14 protein-coding genes and 1 tRNA gene are annotated in these 19,251 nt (G+C 71.3%); 6 read left to right on the forward strand and 9 right to left on the reverse strand.

Annotated features, from left to right (window positions below):
* Positions 1 to 10 precede the first annotated feature (10 nt).
* Complete coding sequence (locus ACEN9V_RS16600; protein WP_402730083.1) at positions 11 to 628, reverse strand: TetR/AcrR family transcriptional regulator; 618 nt, start codon at positions 626 to 628, stop codon at positions 11 to 13.
* 263 nt (positions 629 to 891) lie between these two features.
* Positions 892 to 1,659, reverse strand: a complete 768-nt coding sequence (locus ACEN9V_RS16605) for a trimeric intracellular cation channel family protein (RefSeq protein ID WP_281265492.1) — start codon at positions 1,657 to 1,659, stop codon at positions 892 to 894.
* A 69-nt stretch (positions 1,660 to 1,728) separates the two neighbouring features.
* Here ACEN9V_RS16605 and efeU point away from each other — a divergent pair, with 69 nt between their 5' ends.
* From efeU to ACEN9V_RS16620, 3 genes are read left to right on the forward strand one after another with little or no spacing between them, the layout of a single operon-like run.
* Positions 1,729 to 3,330 carry an iron uptake transporter permease EfeU gene (gene efeU, locus ACEN9V_RS16610; protein ID WP_413601237.1) on the forward strand — a complete coding sequence of 534 codons (1,602 nt, stop codon included), beginning with the start codon at positions 1,729 to 1,731 and terminating at the stop codon, positions 3,328 to 3,330.
* Positions 3,317 to 4,543 (forward strand): iron uptake system protein EfeO, encoded by a 1,227-nt coding sequence (gene efeO / locus ACEN9V_RS16615; RefSeq protein ID WP_413601238.1) that lies wholly within the window; start codon positions 3,317 to 3,319, stop codon positions 4,541 to 4,543. The genes efeU and efeO overlap by 14 nt, the downstream gene beginning before the upstream one ends.
* A complete protein-coding gene (locus ACEN9V_RS16620; protein ID WP_413601239.1) occupies positions 4,540 to 5,841 on the forward strand; it encodes a Dyp-type peroxidase in 1,302 nt (433 codons plus the stop codon). Before efeO ends, ACEN9V_RS16620 begins: the two co-directional genes overlap by 4 nt.
* Positions 5,842 to 6,090: 249 nt before the next feature.
* Here the strand turns inward: ACEN9V_RS16620 and ACEN9V_RS16625 are convergent, their stop codons facing one another.
* The 3 genes from ACEN9V_RS16625 to ACEN9V_RS16635 form a co-directional block, all read right to left on the reverse strand.
* Entirely contained in the window at positions 6,091 to 8,427 is a 2,337-nt protein-coding gene (locus ACEN9V_RS16625) for a bifunctional metallophosphatase/5'-nucleotidase (RefSeq protein WP_413601240.1), read from the reverse strand.
* Between the two features lie 109 nt (positions 8,428 to 8,536).
* Positions 8,537 to 9,463 carry a sugar phosphate isomerase/epimerase family protein gene (locus tag ACEN9V_RS16630; protein ID WP_413601241.1) on the reverse strand — a complete coding sequence of 309 codons (927 nt, stop codon included), beginning with the start codon at positions 9,461 to 9,463 and terminating at the stop codon, positions 8,537 to 8,539.
* Positions 9,460 to 10,617, reverse strand: a complete 1,158-nt coding sequence (locus ACEN9V_RS16635) for a Gfo/Idh/MocA family protein (protein WP_413601242.1) — start codon at positions 10,615 to 10,617, stop codon at positions 9,460 to 9,462. Before ACEN9V_RS16635 ends, ACEN9V_RS16630 begins: the two co-directional genes overlap by 4 nt.
* 79 nt (positions 10,618 to 10,696) lie before the next feature.
* On the opposite strand from ACEN9V_RS16635, the gene ACEN9V_RS16640 reads away from it, so the two are divergent.
* The 3 genes from ACEN9V_RS16640 to ACEN9V_RS16650 all read left to right on the forward strand — a co-directional run bounded on the left by ACEN9V_RS16640 (position 10,697) and on the right by ACEN9V_RS16650 (position 13,079).
* The gene (locus tag ACEN9V_RS16640; protein ID WP_413601243.1) at positions 10,697 to 12,115 is read left to right on the forward strand and encodes a glucose-6-phosphate dehydrogenase; all 1,419 of its coding nucleotides are present in this window, start codon (positions 10,697 to 10,699) and stop codon (positions 12,113 to 12,115) included.
* A gap of 11 nt (positions 12,116 to 12,126) precedes the next feature.
* A complete protein-coding gene (locus tag ACEN9V_RS16645) occupies positions 12,127 to 12,912 on the forward strand; it encodes a dienelactone hydrolase family protein (RefSeq protein ID WP_413601244.1) in 786 nt (261 codons plus the stop codon).
* 94 nt (positions 12,913 to 13,006) lie between these two features.
* Positions 13,007 to 13,079: transfer RNA gene (locus ACEN9V_RS16650), tRNA-Arg, on the forward strand.
* Between the two features lie 79 nt (positions 13,080 to 13,158).
* On the opposite strand, the gene ACEN9V_RS16655 is transcribed toward ACEN9V_RS16650, so the two are convergent.
* Genes ACEN9V_RS16655 through ACEN9V_RS16670 form a run of 4 tightly spaced genes read right to left on the reverse strand, consistent with a single transcriptional unit; the run spans position 13,159 to position 19,188 of the window.
* A complete protein-coding gene (locus tag ACEN9V_RS16655; RefSeq protein ID WP_413601245.1) occupies positions 13,159 to 14,556 on the reverse strand; it encodes an amidohydrolase family protein in 1,398 nt (465 codons plus the stop codon).
* A 23-nt stretch (positions 14,557 to 14,579) separates the two neighbouring features.
* Positions 14,580 to 15,590: an XdhC family protein gene (locus ACEN9V_RS16660; RefSeq protein ID WP_413601246.1), complete on the reverse strand. Its 1,011-nt coding sequence runs from the start codon at positions 15,588 to 15,590 to the stop codon at positions 14,580 to 14,582.
* A complete protein-coding gene (locus tag ACEN9V_RS16665; protein WP_413601247.1) occupies positions 15,590 to 18,376 on the reverse strand; it encodes a molybdopterin-dependent oxidoreductase in 2,787 nt (928 codons plus the stop codon). Before ACEN9V_RS16665 ends, ACEN9V_RS16660 begins: the two co-directional genes overlap by 1 nt.
* A complete protein-coding gene (locus ACEN9V_RS16670; protein ID WP_413601248.1) occupies positions 18,373 to 19,188 on the reverse strand; it encodes an FAD binding domain-containing protein in 816 nt (271 codons plus the stop codon). The genes ACEN9V_RS16665 and ACEN9V_RS16670 overlap by 4 nt, the downstream gene beginning before the upstream one ends.
* Positions 19,189 to 19,251: the final 63 nt, after the last annotated feature.

The following is a 19,251-nucleotide window of genomic DNA, read 5'->3' on the forward strand; positions in this document are numbered from 1 at the left end:
GAGACTCGGGTCAGCGCGGGCGGATGACGGCCTCGACGAGGGTGGCGACGACCTCGCCGGGGTTCACGCCGTCGAGCGCGGGGGAGTCGAACACGATGCCGACGTTCGCGCCGATGAGCGCGGTCGAGAAGACGTCGAGCGGCATCCCCGGGTCGATCTCCGGGTGCGCGCCGAACCACAGCAGCACGAGTCGGTGCACGCCGTCCTGGAGCACCCGGCGCTGCCGGACGAACTCGGGCATGAGCTCCGGGCGGCGGATCGCGAAGCCGCGGAACTCGGACAGCAGGGCGAACTGCGCGCTCTGGTCGTGGCGGCCGAACGCTGCCCGGACGATGTCACCGATGTCGGCGGCGGCGATGTCCTCGCGCACGAGTTCGTCGAGCGAGCCGAGCACCAGGTTCGTCGCGCGCTGCATCACCTGCGCGACGAGGTCCTCCTTCGAGGAGAAGTTCGAGTAGACCGCACCCTTGCTGAACCCGGCGCGGGCGGCGACGTCGTCGAGTCGCGCTTCGTGCACGCCCTGTTCGGCGAAGACCTCGGCACCGGCGGTGAGCAGGCGCTCGCGCACCTCGGCTCTCGGGGTCCTGGCCGAGGTCTGGCGGTCGTCGGGAGAAGCAGCGTCGCTCATCTGTTCCTGGTTCAGACGGAGCCCGGTGGCACCGGGCAGACGTGGAGGTCGTACCCGTCCATTCTGCTGATCGCGCGTGGGCCGGGGGACCTGGCGCGCCGTGCATCCGATCACGCGCGACCACGGGTGGTTCCGGCGCGTTCGGGTCGCGTCGGTCCCCATCCGTGCGCTGCACGTGCCCGGCCGTCCGACCGGGGTGTGTGTGCCGGGTCCGATACCCGGCGGGATCGATGCTACGCCCGAGGGGCCGGACGCGGAACCGCTCAGTCCGCGTCGTCGTCCTCGGTGTGCACACTCCCAGGGCCCCGGCGCCGTCCTGGCCGACGGAGCAGACGGATCGCATCCGGACGGATCCCCTTGCCCCGACGCAGCAGGGACGCCAGCGTCGACTGCGGCTGCCAGTCGCGACCGTTCGGCAGCCCCCAGCCCCACCGCACGGCGCCCCACCGGAGCACGAGGGAGAGCACCACGGCGGCGACGATCCCGATGGTCGGGGAGCCGAGTGCCGAGGCGACGACCATCACCGCCGAGGCGGCGACCGCCACGGAGGCGTAGAGGGCGTTCCCGCCGAACACCGCGGGCACGCGCCGGAGCAGCAGGTCCCGGCCGACGCCGCCGCCGACCGCGGTGATCGTGCCCATGATGATCGCCGCCGGCCACTCGAGTCCGGCGTCGAAGGTCCGTTGCACGCCGACCACCGCCCAGAACCCGATCACGGCGGCGTCGAGGAACGTGAACAGTCGGTCCCACCCACGCTCGGAGAACGACACGAAGAAGGCGACGAGCGCACCGGCGACCGCGATCGGCACGTACAGCGGGTCGGTGAGCGCGACCGGTGGCCCGTTCTGCAGCAGCACGTCGCGCAGCATGCCGCCACCGAGCCCCGAGACGAACCCGACGACCAGGAACCCGAACAGGTCGAGCCCCATCGTCCGGGCGACCGCTCCGCCGAGGAGCGCGGACGCGAAGACCCCGGCGAGGTCGAGCACGTTCGTCACGGCGGCGAGGCCGTCGGCGGAGAGCAGGTTCATGAGAACCATCAAACCCCACGCCGAACAGGTAGCCGGGAGGGGTGAGGTAAGGCTAACCTTGCCTTCGCCATGCTCGCCACCCTCGTCATCGGTCTCCGTGAAGGCCTCGAAGCCACGCTCATCGTCGGCATCATCGCTGCCTTCCTGCGCCGCAACCGTGTCCCGCTCGCGCCGATGTGGCTCGGGGTCGGGGTCGCCGTGCTGCTCAGCGTGGCCGTCGGCTTCGGCCTGCAGATCGTCGAGCAGGCGCTCCCGCAGGCCCAGCAGGAGGGCATGGAAGCGGTCATCGGCATCGTCGCGGTCGTCTTCGTCACCGGGATGATCGTCTGGATGCGCACCCACGCGCGGACCCTGACGACGGAGCTCGAGGCGAGCGCGACACAGGCGATGGGCCGCGGGACCGCGTGGGCGCTCGCCGGCATGGCCTTCCTCGCCGTCCTCAAGGAGGGCTTCGAGACGGCGGTGTTCCTCCTCGCGACCTTCCAGGCGTCGTCGGACACCGGGCTCGCCGCACTCGGCGCCGTGATCGGCATCGCGGCCGCTGTCCTCGTCGGCTACGGCATCTACACCGGCGGCGTCCGGCTGAACCTGTCGAAGTTCTTCACCGGCACCGGCGTCTTCCTGGTGTTCGTCGCCGGCGGGCTCGTCCTCACGGTGCTCCGACGCGCGCACGAGGCCGGGTGGATCGTCATCGGGCAGCAGCGCACCGTCGACCTGAGCTGGCTCGCGCCGAACGGCTCCGTGCAGGGCGCCCTCGTCACCGGCGTCCTCGGGATCCCGCCGGACCCCCGCGTGATCGAGGTCCTCGGGTGGGTCCTCTACGTGGTCCCGGTCCTCGCGATCTCGCTCTGGCCACGTGCCTGGCGGCCGGCGGCGGCACGGATCCCCGTGGTCCGCACCGGCATCGCCAGCACCCTGGCCGTCGCTGCGATCGCACTCGCGATCGCCGTGCCGTCCGGCGGCGTGCACGTCCCGTCGACCGTCGCGACGACCGGCGACCAGACCTCGGTGTCCGCAGAGGTGCACGGTGCGTCGGCGGTGCTGCGGACCACGGGCAACGGCAGCCAGACCCGCGTGGACTTCCCGGCGTCGACCCACCGCACGGTCATCCGAGCGGGGCTGACCGCCGACCGCTGGCGGTCGACCACCACGGGCGGTGGGACCCCGACCAGCGACGACGAACCGACGACCCTCACGCTGGACGACCTCGTCGGGATCTTCGGCCGCGTGCCCGTCGGCATCTCGCCGTCGACGAACCCCGGCCCGTTCCGGGCGGAGTGGGCCGTCTCCGAGACGACCACGCTCTGGACCGTCGCAGGCGGCGTCCTGGACGCGACCAGCTCGGAACGTTCCGTGCTCACCCTGAGCGGTGGGGGCCTCCCGTCCGCTCGCACCACCACGATCGACCGCAGCGTGTTCGCGGTCCCCGACTCCCGCGTCCAGCGGACCGCCACGACCGTGGCGGCCGCCGAGACGCGGTCCGCTGAGCTGGCGCTCTGGAAGGCATGGCTGCCGATCGCCCTCGGCATCGCGGCTGCCGCACAGTTCGCCCTCGCACTCCGTGACCGCCGTCGTCAGACGGCGCTCGCCGACCACACCCCCGAAACCGTCCCCGCGCGCGGCCCGCCCGCCGGGGACCCTGCAAGGAGTCCCGACTATGCCGTTCGGTAAGCACACCGTCCGACCCCTCACCACCCTCGGCGCGCTCGGTGTCGTCACCGCGCTCGCCCTCACCGGGTGCGCGGCCACGTCGTCGTCCGCGACGGACGACTCCACGGACTCCGGGAAGGTCTCCCGCGTCTCCATCACGCTGACGAACGACGGCTCGGACAAGTGCGCCGTGTCGACCACGAAGGTCCCGGCCGGGCCCGTGACGTTCACCGTGAAGAACGAGTCGTCGACCGCCATCACCGAGGTCGAGCTCCTGCAGGACCAGCGGATCTTCGGCGAGAAGGAGAACCTCGCACCAGGGCTCGACGCCGTGCGGTTCACCGCGACACTCGGCGGCGGGAAGTACCAGGTGTACTGCCCGGGAGCGGACAAGGAACTCACCGACTTCACGGTCACCGGCAAGGTCGCCTCCACCGCGAACAGCAGCGCCGCGACGCTCCTGAAGTCCGGCGCGACGGGGTACTCGAAGTACGTCGACGCCCAGGTGAGCGACATGGTCACCGCCGTCAAGCAGCTGCAGACGGACATCGACGCTGGGAACCTCGAGGCCGCGAAGAAGGACTACGCCAACGCCCGCCCGTACTACGAGCACGTCGAGAGCGACGTCGACGGTTTCGTGAAGAAGGGCTTCAAGGCGACCGACAACGCCGGCAACCTGGACTACCTGATCGACATGCGGGCGTCGAACCTCGACGACGCCGTCGGCTGGAGCGGCTTCCACGCGGTCGAGCGCGACCTCTTCGAGACGGGTGCCATCAGCGACGGGACGAAGCAGTACGCGGCCGACCTGACCACCAATGTGACGCTGCTCGCGAAGCTCGTCCCGACGCTCGACTACAAGCCCGAGGACCTGGCGAACGGTGCGGCCGGGCTGCTCGAGGAGGTCCAGTCGAACAAGATCACCGGCGAGGAAGAGGCGTACAGCCACATCGACCTCGTCGACCTCGCTGCGAACGTCGAGGGTGCCCGTCAGGCCTTCGCGTACCTGAAGCCGGGCCTGACCAAGCTCGACCCGACGCTGACGAAGCAGATCGCCACGCAGTTCGACAAGACGAACAGCATGATGGACGGCTTCCGCAACGCCGACGACCTCGGCGGGTTCGACAGCTGGGACGACGCCGCCAAGTCCGCGCACGCCAACGAGATCTCGCAGCGCGTCCAGGCACTGCAGGACCCGCTGTCGCGGCTGGCCGAGAAGGTCGCCACGGCGTGACGGACGGTCCTGCCCCGCTCTCCCGCCGCGGGCTGTTCGGCGCCGGCGTGGCCGCCGGTGCCGGACTGGCCGCTGCCGGAGCCGGCGTCGGCGCGGCTGCCGGGATCGCCGGCGCGACCATCGCCACCGGCGTCAACCCGTTCGCCGCCGCGACCAACGGCGACGAGTCCATCGACCTGTCCCTGAGCCACCCCTTCTACGCGACAGCCGCCCGGCAGCCGCAGGGCGGGATCCGCACCACACCCCAGCGCTACTGCGTCTTCATGACGTTCGACATGTCGTCGTCGGTCGCGACGGACCTGCAGGTGCTGCTCGCCCGGTGGTCCGCGTCGATCGCGCAGCTGCAGGCGGGCAAGACCGTCGGCTCCGTCGAACCCGCCCACGGCGACGGCGTCGGTGCGGACACGGGTGAGGCGCTCGACCTCGGCCCGGCGTCCCTGACGGTCACCGTCGGGCTCGGGCCGGGGATCTTCGACGAGCGCTTCGGGCTCGCGTCACGACGCCCGGACGCGCTCCGGCAGATCCCGACCCTGCCGAGCGACCGGCTGCAGGAGGGCCTGAGCGGCGGGGACCTGTCGCTGCAGGCGTGCGCCGACGATCCCCAGGTCGCGTACCACGCGATCCGCGACCTGGCCAGGATGGCCCGCGGCACCGCGACGGTGCGCTGGACCGTCCTCGGGTTCGGTCGGGCGTCCGCTGGGCCGTCGCAGACCACGCCGCGGAACCTGATGGGGTTCAAGGACGGCACCAGGAACGTCACCACCGACGAGGAGTACGACCGGTTCGTCTGGGTCGACCCAGACGGCGAGGCCGACGGGTGGATGGCCGGTGGCACCTACCAGGTCGTCCGGAAGATCCAGATGAACATCGAGATCTGGGACGCGGACGTCGTCAGCGATCAGCAGCGGGTGTTCGGCCGCACCAAGATCGAGGGCGCACCGCTGTCCGGCGGCACGGAGCACACGACGCCGGACTTCCACGCACGCACGGCATCGGGCGACCGCAAGATCGACGAGAGATCGCACGTGGCGCTCGCGGCGCACGAGAACAACGACGGCGTGAAGATCCTCCGACGCCCGTACAACTACACGGACGGACTGAACCAGTACGGCCAGCTCGACGCCGGCCTGCTGTTCGCGGCCTACGTGAACGACCCGGAGCACTTCACCCGGATCCAGCGCCGACTCGGCGCGGTCGACCGGCTCAACGAGTACATCGCCCACATCGGTTCCGCCGTGTTCGCCATCCCGCCGGCCCCGAAGAAGGGCTCGTACATCGGCGAGCAGCTGTTCCGCTAGCGACACCGTGTGGTGAGTGGGTGTCCTCCGTCGTTTCCCTGGAGACGGAGGACACCCGCGCCACGGGGTCTCGCCGGGCGGAACCACCGTCCGGGATGAGAGGCGACCCAGCGCGGCGCGTCGCTGTGCGACAAGGCAGAGAGTACCGCGCCGTTCTGCGGATGCACAGTGATCTGCTGATCACGGACACGGGAAACGGGCCGTCTCACCTGGATGAGACGACCCGTCCGGCGCACTGGAGGCTCGGTGTCAGTCCACCTGCACGCTCGCCTGCGCCTGTGCGCGCTTCCGGCGGGCGATCACCATCGCCGTGAGGCCCGCCAGGAGCAGCAGGCCCGCGATGACGGCCGGGGCCGCCAGCTCGGCGCCCGTGTAGGCGAGGGCTCCTGTTCCGCTGCCCGATGCGGTCGGGTTGCCGACCACGTCGGTGCCGGTACCCGTCCCACCCGCGCCGGTGCCGACGCCGTCACCCGTGCCGCCGCCGGCTCCGGGGGTGCCCGGGTCCGTCGGGTCGGTCGGGTCGGTGGCGACCGGGACCGGGACCGCCGCAGCGAGGGTGATCTGCTGGCCGTTCGGCAGCGTCACGACGAGTGGCTCCTCGGTCGTGGCGGCGGGGGTGACCGCTGCCGCGAGCGTGACGGCACCAGGAGCTCGTGCCGCCGCCGGTGTGGCTGCCGCGGCGCCGGGGACCGGGAAGGTCAGTGTCGCGCGACCCTGTTCGTCCGTGGTGTCGATGATCGTCGTGTCGATGTCGGCGCTCGCGAGCTCCTGCCCACCGGCGCTGACCGAGACGGTGCCGCCCTGGTCCGCCGCGTTGCTGAACGTCAGGGAGGTCAGACCGACCGTGACCTCGTCGCCGGCCTGGAAGCCGCCGTCGGGGGTCGGGGTGACCGTGACGCCCACGGCACCCTGGTCGTCGTTCACGACGACGTCGGGGGTGGCCGTGAAGTAGTCCACCTGGGCCTGCAGGTCGACGGTGCCGCTGTCCGCCTTCGCCGATGCCTCGTTGAACGCGCCGAAGTTGTCGCCACCCGATGCGAGGAACGAGTTCACCGTCACCTTGTACGTCGTGCCGGCGTCGATCGGTGTGCCGTCGAGCTGCATCTCGGTGATCTTCGAACCGACCGCTGCCGTCGGGTCGTAGGTGTACGAGAAGCCCTTCGACGTGCCGAGCTTCAGGAACGGACGGCTGGACCCGGTGGGCTGCCACTGCTGTTCGAGCGCGCGACGGATCTGGTCGCCGGTCAGGTCGAGGACGACCAGGGTGTTCGCGAACGGCTGGACGCCGGCGGCCTCCTGGTAGGTGACCTCACCGTCCTGCTCGCCGTTCCCCGAGGCCTTGTACGTCATGTCGGTGCGGAGGCCGCCCGGGTTCATGAAGGCGATCTGGGAGCCGTTGCGCTCGGTCTGCTTGCGCTGGACCTCCGCGATGAAGTTGCCGAGCGTGGATTCGCCACCGCGGTTCTCCGAGCCGTCGGTCTGCTTGGCGCGGAGCATGTCCTGGTCGATCGTGCCGAGGACCACCTTGCCCTTGACGTCGGCGACGGCCTTCGCGTCGCTGACGAGCTTCGTGATCTCCGGGTCCGCGGGGTAGGCGCCCGTCGTCAGGGAGATGTTCTCCGCGGTGGCGGCCGTCACCTTCTTGGTCGCGGGGTCGATCGTGAGCTTCGCGTGCCCGAGGTACCCGCCGTAGGAGCCCGTCTGGATCACCGGACGCGCGGTGGTGCCGTCGGTCGGGACGATCGCGTGGTTGTAGAGCTGGTGCGTGTGGCCGGAGAAGATCACGGACACCTTCGCGGTGACGTCCTTCGCGATGTGGCCGAAGTCGTTGTCACCCGTCGCGCTCGCGAGGGTCGCGTCGGCCGCGCCCTCGTGCACGAGCAGGACGAGGGCATCGGCCTCGTCGTTCGACTCGTCGCCATCGGTGAGCTGGTCGGCGTACTTGTTCACCGAGTCAACGATGTCGGCCATCTCGAGACCCTCGATGCCGGCGGGGGAGACGAGCTCGGGGATCAGCTCCGTGGTCGCCCCGATGAACCCGACGCGGACGCCGCCGATCTCCTCGATCTCGTACGGGTCGAACGCGGGCGTGCCGTCCGACTTCTTCACCAGGTTCGCCGAGACGTGGTCGTACTTCGCGTTCCGGGCGTCATCAGGGCCGATGATCCGGTCGCGCAGGTCGTACTGCCCCTTGTCCAGCTCGTGGTTGCCGATCGCGCTGACGCTCAGGCCGATCGCGTTGAGGGCGTCGATGGTGGGCTGGTCGTCCTGCACGAACGAGGTGAAGGTCGAGGCTCCGACGTTGTCGCCGGCGCTGACGAAGGCCGACGCCGGGTTCGCGGTGCGCAGCTGCTCGACGGCTCCGGCGAGGACCGCGGCACCGGCGATGCCGCTGCCGGATTCGATGCGACCGTGGAAGTCGTTGACGTCGTAGATGTCGATCGACGACGCGACCTCGTCAGCGGCGACCGCTGCGGACGGGACGGAGAGGGCGACGAGGACACCGGCGGTCGCGAGGGCAGCGCCGGTGACGACGCCCCGCCTCCGCCGAGTGCTCGGGGTTCCGGGAAGGTGGGAAGTGTTCATCGGCGATGAACCTATGAGGACGTACAGCGGGCGCGCCAGCCCTCGGCGCAACTCGTCACATGAAGTTCACACAGGCAACACCTGTGGTGTGGTCAGTGCTCCTCGGCGGTCAGTGTTCTTCGGCGATCAGGGGGCGGAGCGTGCGGTGTGCGATCCTGAGGCCCTCCAGCACCCGGTCGTCGGTGCCGCCCCACAGCGGGTCCTCGTGCTCGACGCTCAGCGTGCCGTCGAACCCCGCCTCGTAGAGCCGGTCCACGACGTGCGGCCAGTCCACGACACCACGGCCCGGGACCCGGAAGCGCCACCAGCCCATGTCCCATGGGTCGTCCCCCTTGTCGACCTTGCCGAAGAAGCCGTACTCGTTCCGCTTCGCGGGGAAGAGCTCGACGTCCTTCGCCTGCGCGTGCACGATGTGCTCGGCGAACGGCAGGATCGTCTCGACCGGGTCGATGCCGATCCAGGTCAGGTGCGACGGGTCCCAGTTCAGGCCGAAGCCGAGCCCCGTGACCCACCCCCAGAGCTCGGGGGAGTACGCGATGTTCCCAGGGGAGCCGTCGGGGTGCCAGCCCTCCATGACGCAGTTCTCGATGATCAGGCGCACCCCGCGTTCGCCGGCGTAGTCGACGAGTTCGGGCAGCACCCGGTCGCCGAGTCGCATGTTCTCGCGGACGGACAGCGTGTTGTCCCGACCGATGAACGTGCCGACGTACGGCACCTCGAGCATCGCCGCGGCGTCGACGGCGTGGAACAGGTGCGCGCGGATCTCGGCGCGACGGACCGGGTCGTGGTGGAGGTTGTTCTCGTAGTAGGCGAACGCGCTGATCTCCAGCCCGGTGCGGTCGAGCAGCTCCCGGGTCTGCGCTGCGTCGGACTCCGTGAAGGTCGCGACCGGCAGGTGCGCCGCCTCGAAGTCCCGGCCGCCCGTGCCCGGCCAGACGCCGACCTCCAGCCGCTCGTAGCCCTGCTCCGCGGCGAACTCCGCGATGCGGTCGAGCGACCAACCGGGCAGGCACGCGGTGAGCATCCCGAGCTTCATGCGATCTCCTTCCACGCGTCGTCACCGGCGCTGGCGACGACCGCGTCGATGATGCGGGCGGACCGTGCCCCGTCGGCGAAGGTCGGCAGGCCGTCGGGGGCGTCGCCGGTCCGGACCGCGGTGTACGTGTCCGCGACGAAGGCCGAGAAGGCGTCGAGGTAGCCCTGCGGGTGCCCGGACGGGACGATCGCCAGGCGTCGCTGGTCCGGCGACCCCTGGGCCGGGTCCCTGACCAGGATCTGCGCCCCGGTCTCGTTGCCGAACCACGCCGACTCCGGCTGCTCCTGGTCGAACGCCGCGCTGCCGCGGGTCCCGTCGACCTCGAACCACAGCCGGTTCTTGCGTCCAGCTGCGACCTGCGAGATCACCACGTTGCCGATGCGACCGGAGCCGATCCGGAACGTCGCGACGGCGGTGTCCTCGGTGGTGACCTCGGCGCGCGTCGACGCGTCGGCGAGGGGATCCGGGTCCGGGGAACCCGAGAAGGACCGACCCGACGCGGCCGGTCGGGTCGGGTAGACGATGTCGGTCACGGCGTTCACCGACCCGAAGCGCTCGCCGGTGACGAACTCGACCAGGTCGCACCAGTGCGAGCCGATGTCCGCGAACGCCCGCGACAGTCCACCGGCGCCCGCGTCGACCCGCCACGACGAGGAGTCCTCGTCGAGCATCCAGTCCTGCAGGTAGTGGCCGTGGACGGCGAGCACGCGGCCGAGGTCCCCGTCGGCGATCTTCGCCCTGATCTCGCGCACCATCGGGTGGAAGCGGTAGACGAACGGGATCGTCGCCACGACGCCGGCCTCAGCTGCCGCGCGTTCGAGTTCCGCCGCCTGCTCACTCGACACCGCGAGCGGCTTCTCGCACACCACGTTGATGCCGGCCCGGATCACCGCGAGCGCCTGGGGGTGGTGCTGGTCGTTCGGGGTGCACACGTGGACGACGTCCGGCCGGTCCGCGATCACCTCGTCGAGGGAGCCGTACCCCTTCGGCAGGTCCAGCTGCGCGGCCACCTGCGCGGAGCGCTCCGCGTTCCTGCCCAGGACCCCGAGCACGTCCGCTCCGGCCGCCCTGGCGGCACGGACGTGCACCGCCGCGATCATCCCGGTGCCGACGACGACCACTCGCAGTCGTCGTCCGGTGTCCTCGTTCGTCATGGTGCTCCTCCGCGCCGTTCCCTCCACCGTATTGGAGCGAGCCGACCATGCGCCGGAACCGGTGGGTACGTTCTGAGGCATGGCGAGCCTCCAGACCACACTGCTCATCCTCGGAGCGAGCGGCGACCTGTCCAAACGACTGCTGCTGCCGGGTCTCGCGACCCTGCTCGAGGTCAAGACGGACTGGGACATCCAGCTGGTCGGTGCCGGCGTTGAGGACATCTCGGACGCCGACTGGAAGCAGCTCGTGCACGAGTCGTTCGAGAACGCGCAGGCATCGAAGGACGAGGACGAGGGCGCCGAGGGCACGGCGAAGCTCCCCGAGCGGCTGCAGGCCGTCGTCGACGCGTCGAGCTACCGCAAGGCCGATGTCACGGACGCCGACGACCTGAAGGCACTGCTCGCGGCATGCCAGCACGACCCGGCTGTGTACTTCGCGCTGCCGCCCGCCGTCACCGAGAAGAGCTGCGAGGTGCTCAAGGGACTCGACCTGCCGGAGGGGACCCGGCTCGCGCTCGAGAAGCCGTTCGGTACCGACGCCGCCAGCGCCGAGCACCTCAACGACGTCCTGCACTCGTTCCTGCCCGAGGAACGCATCCACCGTGTCGACCACTTCCTCGGCAGGTCCACGGTCCTCAACCTCCTCGGCCTGCGGTTCGCGAACCGCATCATCGAACCGCTGCTGTCGAGCGTGCACGTCGACCGGGTCGACATCGTCTACGACGAGACCCTCGGGCTCGAGGGACGCGCTCGGTACTACGACAAGGCAGGCGCGCTGGTCGACATGATCCAGAGCCACCTGCTCCAGGTGATGGCCGTGGTGGCGATGGAAGCACCGGCGTCCATCGACGCCGACGACCTGCGCACGCAGAAGGAACTCGTGCTCCGTGCCGTCCGGCCGTGGGGCGGTGACCCGCTCACCGCCGGGAAGCGCGGGCGGTACACGGCGGGGACGATCGGGGACCGGTCCCTGCCCTCCTACGTCGACGAGGACGGGGTGGACCCGCAGATCGGCACCGAGACCCTCGCGCAGATCACCCTCGAGATCGCGAACTGGCGCTGGGCGGGCGTCCCGTTCACGCTCCGCTCGGGCAAGGCGCTCGGAGCGCAGCGCCGGGAGATCGTCATCACGTTCAAGGACTCCCCGCACGTGCCCGACGGGCTCACCGGCGTGCAGCGCCCCGACCGGCTCCGCATCTGGATCGCCCCCGACCAGATGCAGCTCGAGCTCAACGTCAACGGACCGGGCGACCCCTACACGATCGACCACACCGCACTCGAGGTCAGCTTCAACCCCGGACGCCTGAGCGCCTACGGGGAGGTCCTCGCCGGTGTCCTCGAAGGCGATGCCACCCTGTCCGTCCGCGGCGACAGCGCCGTGCAGGGCTGGAAGGTCGTCGAGCCGTTCCTCACCGCGTGGAAGGCCGGCAAGGTCCCGCTCGACGACTACCCCGCAGGCTCCGAGGGACCCGAGGGCTGGGACAACATCCAGGGGTAGCGTCCGGAGACGTGACCGCGATCGACGACGTCCTGCAGACCGTTCCCGAACCAGCCGGATCCGACATCACCGTCGAACCCGTCCACTACGAACACGAGGGCACGGCGCTCGCCGGGGTCCTGGCGAAGGACACCGCGGTGTCCGGCCCGCGCCCCGCGGTCCTCGTCGTCCACGACTGGCACGGCGTCAACGAGCACGTCGAGGCACGCGTCACGATGCTCGCGCGCCTCGGCTACGTCGCGTTCGGTGCCGACGTCTACGGCGCGGACGTCCGACCGGGTGACGACACCGCCGGGCAGGTGGCGTCGTCGTACTACCAGGACCTGCCGCTCATGCGGGCCCGGGTGCAGGCCGGACTCGACCGGCTCCGCGAGGACCCCGACGTCGACCACTCCCGCATCGTCGTGATGGGCTACTGCTTCGGCGGGTCCGCCGCACTCGAGCTCGCCCGCACCGGCGCCGACCTGGCCGGCGCCGTGTCCTTCCACGGCAACCTGCTGACGCACGAGCCGTCGGACGCCGGAGCGATCCGCGCCCCGCTCCTGGTGCTGACCGGTGCGGCCGACCCGGTGGTCCCTGACGCCAAGGTCTCTGCGTGGCAGGACGAGATGCGTGCGGCACCAGGGGTCGACTGGCAGGTCGTCACGTACGCGGGTGCGATGCACGCGTTCGCGGTGCCAGGGACGGACGCTCCCGACCACGGGGCGCAGTACCAAGCGCTGGCCGATCGACGGTCGTGGCAGGCCCTCGAGGTCTTCCTCGCCGAGGTGTTCGGCGAGGAGCTCGCCGGCCTCTGACCGGCGACACGCCGAACACCGGCCCGTGGTCTGCTCGATTGGCGCTCCGGCCTGCACCTGTTGTAGAGTCTTCCACGGCCGCTTCGGCAGCCACGCGCTCGTAGCTCAATGGATAGAGCATCTGACTACGGATCAGAAGGTTGGGGGTTCGAGTCCCTTCGAGCGCACAGTGCCCGGTAACGGGTACGACACCGAACAGCAGCAGGCCCCGGCGGATCCCGCCGGGGCCTGCTGCGTTACCGGCGACTACGGCCGCTCGGTGTCGTCCAACGCCCCGCCGTTCAGCACCGACAGCCGCTCGAGTCCGGCTTCGGCGACGAGCTGCCGAGCGAGCGGGCGGGCCCGTGCGACGGCCTCGTGCACGTCGACGCGGGTCACCTCGCCGTGCTCGAGGCTCAGCGACCCGTCCACCCACACGTCCTCGATCTCCCGACTGCCCGCCACGAAGACCACGGCCTGGTAGGGGTCGTGGACGTTCGCGAGCGTCGGGCTCTCCCCGTCGAACACGACGACGTCCGCACGCTTCCCCGGTTCGAGCGACCCGATCGAGTCCTCCATGCGGAGCGCAGCGGCACCGCCGATGGTGGCCATCTCGAACGCCTCGCGCGCACTCATCGCGGTGGCCTGCAGGTCACGGATGCGGGCGAGGAGTGCAGCGGTCTTCATCGCCTGCAGGAAGTCCTGCGAGTCGTTCGAGGCCGGGCCGTCGACCCCGATGCCGACGGGCACGCCGAGCGCGCGGAGTTCCGCGACGGGTGCGATGCCGCTGGCGAGGATGCCGTTCGCGACGGGGTTGTGCGCGACGCCGACCCCGTTCGCGGCGTAGCGCTCGCGGTCGTCGCGGTCCATCCACACGCTGTGTGCGGCGATCACGGGCACCTGGAACATCCCGGTGGCCTCGGCGTGCCCGACGACCGTGCGGCCGGTGCGCTGGCGGGCGGCGGTGACCTCCTCGCGGACCTCGTGGACGTGGACGTGGATGCCGTGGCCGCCCGCGACGGCGTACTCGATGTGCGACTCCCACGCCGCGTCGGTGTACCGCCCGATGGAGGACATGCCGACCCGGAAGGTGCTGTAGCGACTGGCGTCGGCGGTCTCGCGGAGCGCGTCGAACTCCTCCAGGATCGGGCCGGGTCCGAAGCCGCGGTCGACGTCGCCCGACCCGAACGAGACGACGCCGCGGAGCCCGAGCTCCTCGAGCGCCCGGACGACACCGAGGGTGGCCGGTTCGCCGGGAATCGGGTCCGAGCAGAACATGTCGTTCGCGGTGGTGACGCCGCTGCGGAGCATCTGGATGCCCTGGAGCATCGTGCCGGCGTACGCCTTGTCGCGGGTCATCACGGGGTTGACGTGCGAGATGAGCTCCTGCAGCCACTCCCAGAGCGTGTACTGCGAGCCGATGCCGGTGATGAGCCCCTCGCTGAAGTGCCCGTGCGTGTTCACGAAGCCGGGCGTCACGATGTCGTTCGAGCCGCCGCGGACCGTCGCAGAGGGGTGCGCGGCGGACAGTTCTGCGAAGGTCCCGACCGCGGCGATGCGGTCGCCGTCGAGCAGGACCGCACCGTCGCGGATCGCGGCCGGGGTGTCGCTGTGGTCGGGGGCGGCGGTGAGGACCCATCCGCCGCGGATCAGGATCTGGGACATGCTCCGACGGTATTGAGCGCGTGTCACGAGGGTGTTTCCGCACGGTCACCAACAGCCGCGCGGGCAGGCCCCCGGAACGCCGGGGCGTGGATCGGCCCCGCGCCGTCGACGAGTGGCCGACCGGATGCACCGGTGCGCATCGCGATCACCTCGGCCATGATCGAGATCGCCATCTCGGCAGGGGTCGTGGCGCCGATGTCGAGTCCGATGGGGGAGCGCAGTCGGTCGAGGTCCGGGGTCCCGAGTTCATGGAGCACGGTGAGCCGGCGGGCGTGCGTCGCGCGGGAGCCCATCGCGCCGACGTACCCGGCTCCGCGTCGGAGTGCGAGGTCGATCACGGCGGCGTCGAACCGGTCGTCGTGCGAGAGCAGCACCACGGCGGTCCGCTCGTCGATCGGCAGGTCCGCCAGCACCCGCGGCGGCCAGCCGACGATGCGCTCCCGTGCGGCGGGGAACCGTTCGTCGGTCAGGAACACCGGACGCGGGTCGACCACGGTGACGGCGTGGCCGAGCATCGCCGCGGTGTTGGTGACGGCGACCGCGAACTCGACGGCGCCGACGACGATGCACCGTGCGCGCACGTCGGCGTGCTCGGTGAAGACGCGTCCGTCGCAGCGGTCGGCGGCAGCGAGCGTGTCGGGCTCGAGCGACAGTCCCATGGACACGGGGTCCCCGGCAGCAGCCGCGCGGAGTGCTCGGACGACGACCCGGTCCGACGGATCGATGCGGTGCACGAGCACCTCGACCCGTCCGCCGCACCGCAGCCCCGGGGCCCAGACCGCGTCGGCGGGGTCCTCGAACCCGAACCGTTCGAGCACCGGCTCCCCGGTCGACATGACCTCCTCGGCGGTCAGGAACAGCGACCCCTCGATGCACCCGTCGGAGATCGTCCCGACGACCTGTCCGTCGGGGAGCAGCGCCATCGAGGTGCCCGCCCCGCTGGGCGCACTGCCCGTGACGTCGACGGCGGTCGCGACGACGACGGGGTCGCCGCCGTCGAGCACGGCCAGGAGGCGCGGTGCGAGTTCGAACATCACGCACCTCCGTCGGTGGGCCGTCCGGCGCCCGTGGCGAGCGCCCAGATCCGGTCGCGGGTCATGGGCAGCCGGTACGGGCGGACGCCGATGGCGTCCCGCACGGCGTTCGCGATCGCCGGCGCCACGGGGTTGTACGGCGCCTCGCTCATCGACTTCGCCCCGAGTGGTCCGAGCGGGTCGTGGGTCGCGGCGAAGCGCACCTCCGTCCGCGGCACGTCGGAGATCTTCGGGACGCGGTACGCGCGGAAGCTGTCGGTCGTCACCCGGCCGGTGTCGTCGAGGACCACTTCTTCGTAGAGCGTGGACCCGATCGCCTGCGCCGAACCGCCCTCGACCTGGCCGCGGAGCTGCTCGGGGTTCAGCACGGTGCCCGCGTCGACGGCCTGCACGCTCTGCAGCACCCGTACCTCGCCGGTGGGCCGGTGCACCGCGACCCGGGCGCCGTGCACCGTGAAGGCCAGCGACCGCGGGGTCCCGTCGTGCGTGCCGTGCGCGACGAGCGGACCGTGCGCCAGCAGCTCGTCGACCGTGACACGTTCGTCGCCGACCCGGACCCCGTCGGGCTCGATCACCACCGCAGGACCGAGCACCCCGCTGGCGGTCCTGGGCGTCCGCGCGGCGACGAGCTCGAGCGCCCGCGCGGTCATCTCCTCCCGGAGCGCCTGCGCGGCCGCGTACAGGGCTCGACCGGCGACCACGACACCAGCCGACCCGAACGCCCCGGTGTCGTAGCGCGCTGCGTCGGTGTCGGACTGGTGCACGTCGACCCGGTCCGGGGTGGTCCCGAGCGCGGTGGCGACGAGCTGCGTGTGCACGGTCGTCGTCCCGTTGCCGAACTCGGCCGTCCCGACGCCGATCCGGTAGCGACCACCCGCGGTGAGTTCGACGGAGGTGTGGGCGTGGTGACCCCGTGGCGGCATCGTCGCGATGGCGGCGAGCGCGATGCCCGTGCCGGTCGCCCAGTCCGGGGAGTCGTCAAGCGGTGGCCCGTCCATCGCGGGTGCCTCGGTCACGGGGCCGGCGGCGAGCGCGTCCTCGACGAGGTCCAGGCACTGGTCGAGCCCGTAGCTGCCCTCCCACCGCAGGTCGGATTCCTCGTGCGGGTCGGTCACGACGAGCGGGTCGCCCGGCACGATCACGTTGCGCCGGCGGAGCGCGATCGGGTCGATGCCGAGCTCGTGCGCCAGGTCGTCCATCGCCGACTCGATCGCGAACACGACCTGCCCGAGCCCGTAGCCGCGGAACGCCCCAGACGGCAGGTTGTTCGTGTACACCGACTCGGCGTCGACGCGCTTCACCGGGCAGCGGTAGACCGCGACGGACTCGCTCACGGAGTGGAACATCACGCCGACGCCGTGGTTGCCGTACGCGCCCGTGTCCATCGTCTGGTCGACGTGCATCGCCGTCAGCGTGCCGTCCGCTGTCGCACCGAGCCGGACCCGGACGCGCATCGGGTGCCGGGTCGGGGCGATCGTGAACTCGTCACGCCGGCTGAACTCGTACTGCACGCTGCGACCGGTGCGGAGCACCGCGAGGGTGACGAGGTCCTCGGTGAGCATCTCCTGCTTGCCGCCGAATCCGCCCCCGACGCGCTTCGCGACCACGCGGACACGGTCCGGGTCCAGACCGAAGACCCGCGCCACTTCGTCCCGGACCAGGAACGGGACCTGCGTGGCGGTCCGCAGCACGAGCCTCCCGTCCGCGTCGACGGAACCGCGCGTCGCGTGCGTCTCGAGCGCGGCGTGCGAGACGCGACCCGTCGTCCACGTGCCGTCGACGGTCGCGGCGGAGCCCGCGAGCGCGCGCTCGACGTCCCCGGTCTCGCCGTGCAGCGCGGCGACGACGTTGCGAGCGGGTTCTGCGATGCGGTGCTCGACCGTCGTCTTGTCGGCGTGCAGGAGCGGCGCACCAGGAGCGCGCGCGGCGTCGGGGTCGTGCACGCTCGGCAGGACCTCGTACTCGACGCGGACGAGCGCGCACGCCTGCTCGGCGATCCGGACGCTGTCCGCGACGACGGCGGCGACGCGCTGGCCACGGAAGCGCAGCACCCTGTCGAACACCAGCGTGTCGTCGGGGTCGTCGAGGCGGGACTCGTGCCGGCCGGTGGAGAACAGCACGCCGGGGTCGTCGTGGTGGGTGAGCACCGCGTGCACGCCGGCGAGCGCCTCGGCCTCGGTGGTGTCGATCGACACGATGCGGGCGTGCGGGTACGGGCTGCCGAGGACGGCGAGGTGGAGCAGCGCCTCGGTCTTCCTGACGTCGAGCGTGTACTCCTCGTTCCCGGTGACGATGCGCATCGCGGCAGGGGCGGCGACGGACTGCCCGACCGCTGCTCCGGCGCCGGCGCACACCGTGTTGCGGACGCCGTCCAGGGCGTCGGAGATCGCGCGGTACCCGGTGCACCGGCAGAGGTTCCCCTTGAGCTTCCGGTGGCGATCGTCGAGGTCGTCGGCGTCGAGCGTCGACGCGGTCACGACGTAGCCCGCGGTGCAGAACCCGCACTGGAACGCCGCGGCGTCGGCGAACGCGCGCTGCACCGGGTGCGGCTGCTCCGGGGTGCCGAGTCCGGCGGCCGTGGTGACGGTCCGCCCCTCGAGGCGATGCGCAGGGGTGATGCACGAGTGCACCGGGGTCCCGTCGACGAGCACCGAGCATGCGCCGCAGTCGCCGGAGTCGCAGCCCTTCTTCACCGAGGTGACCCCGTGCTCGCGGAGGAGCGTCCGCAGCACCTGCCCCGGTTCGGGCGTGACGTCGAGCCGGGTACCGTCGACCTCGAACCTCACGACGCACCTCCCGCGCTCGCCGCGTCGTCCCGGAGCTCGTGTGCGAACCGGGTGCTGACCGCTCGACGCCAGTCGGGGGAGCCGTGCGGGTCGTCGTACCAGTCGTCGTGCGCGGCCATCGCGGCGTCGAGCTCGGCCGCGGACGGGACCGTCGTGGAACGGAACACGAGCGGACGGGGCGTGGCGGCGGTGACGACGAGCACGAACCCGCTCGCGTCCCACCGGGCGGTCACGAGCGCCCCGGACCTGCCGTGCGGGCTGAGGGCGACCCGGCGGTACCCGGTCGTTGCACGGAGCGCAGCGGTCGGTACCTCGAACGCCCGGATCACCTCGCCGGGTCCGAGGTCCAGCGTCCTGACCCCTCGCACCAGCTCCGCGACCGGCAGCCGCCGCGAGCCACCGGACGGCGTCCAGACCACGGCGACCGCGTCGAGGGTGCAGAGCAGCGCGGTCATCGCCCCGGCGGGGAGCCCGACGGCGACGTTCCCCCCGACCGTCGCGGCGTTCCAGACCTTGAACGAGGCGAGGAGGGCGTTCGCGCACTGCTCGACGAGCGGCCAGGCGCGCCAGTCGTCGTCCGGTGCGAGCCGCAGGAGCGACGCGATCGTGCACGTCGCCGCGATCGTGAGCGTTCCGGGGGACCGCTCCACGTCGGGCCAGCCGAGCGTCGTGAGGTCGACGAGGCCGGTCAGCCCCGGTTGCTCCTCGGAGAAGAGCCAGGTGCCGCCGGCGAGCGGTCGCTCACCTGGGTCGAGTGCGAGTTCGTCGCGGTGCGACGGCGTCCGCACGGTGCGGACGGTGACGAGGTCCATGGTCGGGTCCGATCTGGGCGTGGAGGAACAGGGCGTCTGCGCTGATCGGCTGTCGGCCGTGCG

It is taken from the genome of Curtobacterium sp. Curtsp57 (genome assembly GCF_047324335.1).
Lineage (GTDB): Bacteria > Actinomycetota > Actinomycetes > Actinomycetales > Microbacteriaceae > Curtobacterium.

What these genes read in the sequence shown, in the direction of transcription:
- efeU (WP_413601237.1), top strand. Translation starts at nt 1,729, where the DNA reads ATGCTCGCCACCCTCGTCATCGGTCTCCGTGAAGGCCTCGAAGCCACG.
- ACEN9V_RS16640 (WP_413601243.1), top strand. Translation starts at nt 10,697, where the DNA reads ATGGCGAGCCTCCAGACCACACTGCTCATCCTCGGAGCGAGCGGCGAC.
- ACEN9V_RS16605 (WP_281265492.1), bottom strand. Translation starts at nt 1,659, where the DNA reads ATGAACCTGCTCTCCGCCGACGGCCTCGCCGCCGTGACGAACGTGCTC.
- ACEN9V_RS16670 (WP_413601248.1), bottom strand. Translation starts at nt 19,188, where the DNA reads ATGGACCTCGTCACCGTCCGCACCGTGCGGACGCCGTCGCACCGCGAC.
- ACEN9V_RS16600 (WP_402730083.1), bottom strand. Translation starts at nt 628, where the DNA reads ATGAGCGACGCTGCTTCTCCCGACGACCGCCAGACCTCGGCCAGGACC.
- ACEN9V_RS16635 (WP_413601242.1), bottom strand. Translation starts at nt 10,617, where the DNA reads ATGACGAACGAGGACACCGGACGACGACTGCGAGTGGTCGTCGTCGGC.
- ACEN9V_RS16630 (WP_413601241.1), bottom strand. Translation starts at nt 9,463, where the DNA reads ATGAAGCTCGGGATGCTCACCGCGTGCCTGCCCGGTTGGTCGCTCGAC.
- ACEN9V_RS16655 (WP_413601245.1), bottom strand. Translation starts at nt 14,556, where the DNA reads ATGTCCCAGATCCTGATCCGCGGCGGATGGGTCCTCACCGCCGCCCCC.
- ACEN9V_RS16660 (WP_413601246.1), bottom strand. Translation starts at nt 15,590, where the DNA reads ATGTTCGAACTCGCACCGCGCCTCCTGGCCGTGCTCGACGGCGGCGAC.
- efeO (WP_413601238.1), top strand. Translation starts at nt 3,317, where the DNA reads ATGCCGTTCGGTAAGCACACCGTCCGACCCCTCACCACCCTCGGCGCG.
- ACEN9V_RS16625 (WP_413601240.1), bottom strand. Translation starts at nt 8,427, where the DNA reads ATGAACACTTCCCACCTTCCCGGAACCCCGAGCACTCGGCGGAGGCGG.